We start from the raw sequence: 3,093 nt of genomic DNA on the forward strand, positions 1-3,093 counted from the left end.
ACTTTCCCAGCAACAGGAGCCGTAACTTCTACTTTTTCGTTGGGTAAAGTTTCAATTTGTCCTGTGGTTTTGATGCCGATATCTAGTCGCTGTCGAGCGGCAGGGGAAACTTTAATTCCTAATCGTTTTGCTGTTTCGGCATCGACAGAAATAGCAGCAGGAGTTTCAGTTGTTTCGTCGCTATGCTTAAATTCATCTCCGTGGCCAGCGTGGGCAAAAACAGCGACAGGAGAAGTTAGCAAAATTAGGCTAAACAAAGTTCCAGAAAAACTGCTAATAATTGCCGGAGATTGAACATATTTGTGGAATATCATCGTTGGCAGTGTCCTTGAAATCAGGTTGAGTGCCCCAGGTTTAACGGTTGGTATTTTGCCAAGGTAAGTAAGTGACACCCATTAGGTAAAGTTACTTATTAGCATTTTCCCATAAGCGACCGATAAGCAATGACCAAGAGCTAGAAATGCTCTGTTCAACCTAGTATTTCAGAGTCAAATGAAATTAGGATGAAATTTCGCATCAGCAGCCCAGATGGGTACGGGCTGCTAAAATGCCTATGTTGAAGCCGATCTCAAGACGAAATTGAGGACAATTCAAAGTGTGCAACCGGAAAATGAAGTTAGGAAAGCGAGCGCATCTGTTGGCGATCCAGGCGCTTGAAGACAGAAGTCAGAATCTTACCCATTCCCAATTTCAGAGTGCATATATGGATCATCTGACAGTCAAACTCCAAGGCATGAGTGGAGTAGATGGCCCCTTCTGCTGGTATCCAGCGCGTTTTTGCTGAAGTTGGACCAGACCAAAAAGCAGCTCAAATCCAAACACTGCAAGCACCAGGGAAAATTGTAGCGATGCTGGGAGATGGGATTAACGATGCTCCGGCTTGGGCAATAGCGGATGTGGGAATTGCGACGCTGCTCATGTAAGGGTATAAATAAGCTTTCAGGTGTTGACATATCATTATGTGCTGATATGATGATATAAAAGAGCTTTGTATTGAAGCTAAGCATATGATTTTCTCTGCTCAATCCCAGTCCACTCGCTTGAAAGCAAAACTCTTTCGTGGGTTTTCTGATCCATCTCGATTGGCGATTTTGGACGTGCTGCGATCACGTCCAATGACCGTGAGTGAAATTGTTGAAGCAACCGGGCTATCGCAATCTAACACCTCAAACCACTTGGGTTGTCTCCGTGATTGCGGTCTGGTAAACACCCTGCAGCAAGGACGGTATACGAGCTATCAACTCGCCGATGCACGAGTTGCTAAAATTTTGGAAATGGTTGAAGAGTTACTGGCTGATGTAGCAAAAGGAGTTTATGAATGTACCCGCTACAACTGCTCAGAGAACGAATAACAACAAGCTAAACAGAAGGCACGATATCAGACTGTGAATGTCACATGGAAGCCAAGAACGCAGCCGAGCCTAAAACGTTGCGAATTCTGTTACTTATCAATGGCACAATGTTTGTCGTCGGAATTGTGCAGGAGTTTTAGCAGATTCAACTGCCTTAGTTGCAGACTCATTAGATATGTTTGCAGATGCTTCGGTTTACACGATGTCGCTGTATGCAGTTGGCAAATCGGCGCATCACAAGAATCGTGCAGCGACTCTAAGTGGTATTTTTCAGATCACGTTAGCCGTGATGGTTGTCATCGATGTGATTCGACGGTGTGTTTGGGAGTTCACCGGAATCAGGCTGGATGGCAATGGCTTTTTTGGCGCTAATTGCTAACAGTTATGGTTTGTACCTTCTCTCAAAGCATCGTAAGGGTGAGGTACATATGCGGGCAAGTTGGATATTTACGCAGAATGATGTAATTGCAAATTTCAGTGTAATCGTCGCAGGTTTGCTAGTGACTCTATTTAATTCTCGGTTTCCCGATTTAATTGCTGGATTTGGAATCGCAAGCCTAGTCGTTTGGGGTGGAATCAGTATTATTCCAGATGCACAACTCGACAGAACGAAGCAACAACGGCTGTAGTTATATCGCTTAACAGGTTTTGCAGCAACGATTTGAACGTTTCTCGCTTCGTTTTAGTTTTCTCATCGCCGAGACATAGAAACAGTACCAAAGATAGCTATGAGTAAAATGTACTCCAGCAACTTAACCCTGGAACAATGGGAGTTGATTGAACCTTTTATTTCACCTGCAACATCTAGGGATCGTCATCCCAAAGTTGAGGTGTGGAATGTCCTGAATGCGATATTTTACCTATTAACCCAAGGCTGTACTTGGCGTGACTTATTGGGAAATTCCCCACCTTGGCAGAGCGTGCATCGCTACTTCTCCACCTAGCCTAAAGACGGAATTTTGCGGAGGCTAAATGACAGACTTAGAGCTTGGTTTAGAGTTAGCCACAACCGAGTGGTGAGTCCGTCTGAAGGCATCGTGGATAGTTAAAGCGCCAAAAACGCAGCAATGGTAAACAAAGCAATGGGATGTGACGCAGGCAAGCAAATAATATGAGTCAATAATTTTTACTTAACCTGAGCAAAACGATAATAATTCTTACTCTCGATCGCAACTTGTGACCGCAAACTCGAACTAACTAGCAGCCCAACTTTTAACTCAATAATTTCCCAAATTGTCAGCTTTGGAGATATAGTATGAATGTCTGTTCATAAGTTAATTATTTCTTTCAACCTAGGAGACATCATGAACAAGCAAAAAGCATCGGATTCCGGCTGCTGTAGTTGCAGTCACGACGATCGCCCCGATCGCAGCCATGAGAATCATAACCACGACGACCACGGCCACGACCATGACCACGACCACGACCACGGAGATTTTAACCTCAAGCAAGAATTGATTCCTGTGATATTGGTTGTTGTACTATTTGTCGGCGGTTTAATTTTTGAAGAAAAACTCCACAACACGCCCTATTCTATAGGTGAATATTTGGTTTTCATCCCAGCCTATCTTTTAAGCGGATGGAACGTTTTAACCTATGCGGGTCGCAACATTCTGCGAGGTCGATTTTTTGATGAAAATTTCTTAATGACTATAGCAACACTAGGCGCTGTCGCTATTCACAAACTCCCGGAAGCAGTCGGGGTGATGTTGTTTTTCAAAATCGGAGAACTTTTTCAAGA

Annotated in this window: 3 protein-coding genes and 3 pseudogenes; 5 read left to right on the top strand and 1 reads right to left on the bottom strand. The window is 43.8% G+C overall.

The genetic code is table 11. From position 1 onward, the window contains the following. Window positions 1–314, bottom strand: a pseudogene (locus tag QUA23_RS30695) (efflux RND transporter periplasmic adaptor subunit); the annotation flags it as partial. 432 nt (window positions 315–746) lie between these two features. Here QUA23_RS30695 and QUA23_RS30700 point away from each other — a divergent pair. From QUA23_RS30700 to QUA23_RS30720, 5 genes and pseudogenes are all read left to right on the top strand, one after another. Next, a pseudogene (locus tag QUA23_RS30700) lies at window positions 747–908 on the top strand (HAD family hydrolase); the annotation flags it as partial. Between the two features lie 99 nt (window positions 909–1,007). Continuing rightward, the gene (locus tag QUA23_RS30705; RefSeq protein WP_333075476.1) at window positions 1,008–1,352 is read left to right on the top strand and encodes a metalloregulator ArsR/SmtB family transcription factor; all 345 of its coding nucleotides are present in this window, start codon (window positions 1,008–1,010) and stop codon (window positions 1,350–1,352) included. Between the two features lie 317 nt (window positions 1,353–1,669). Then, entirely contained in the window at window positions 1,670–1,981 is a 312-nt protein-coding gene (locus tag QUA23_RS30710) for a cation transporter (protein WP_333075475.1), read from the top strand. Window positions 1,982–2,080: 99 nt separating this feature from the next. Then, on the top strand, window positions 2,081–2,296 hold the full coding sequence (locus QUA23_RS30715) for a transposase (protein WP_333075473.1): 216 nt from the start codon (window positions 2,081–2,083) through the stop codon (window positions 2,294–2,296). 360 nt (window positions 2,297–2,656) lie between these two features. Continuing rightward, a pseudogene (locus QUA23_RS30720) lies at window positions 2,657–3,093 on the top strand (heavy metal translocating P-type ATPase); the annotation flags it as partial.

This window comes from Microcoleus sp. Pol1C5 (assembly GCF_036701115.1).
Classification (GTDB): Bacteria; Cyanobacteriota; Cyanobacteriia; order Cyanobacteriales; family Microcoleaceae; genus Microcoleus.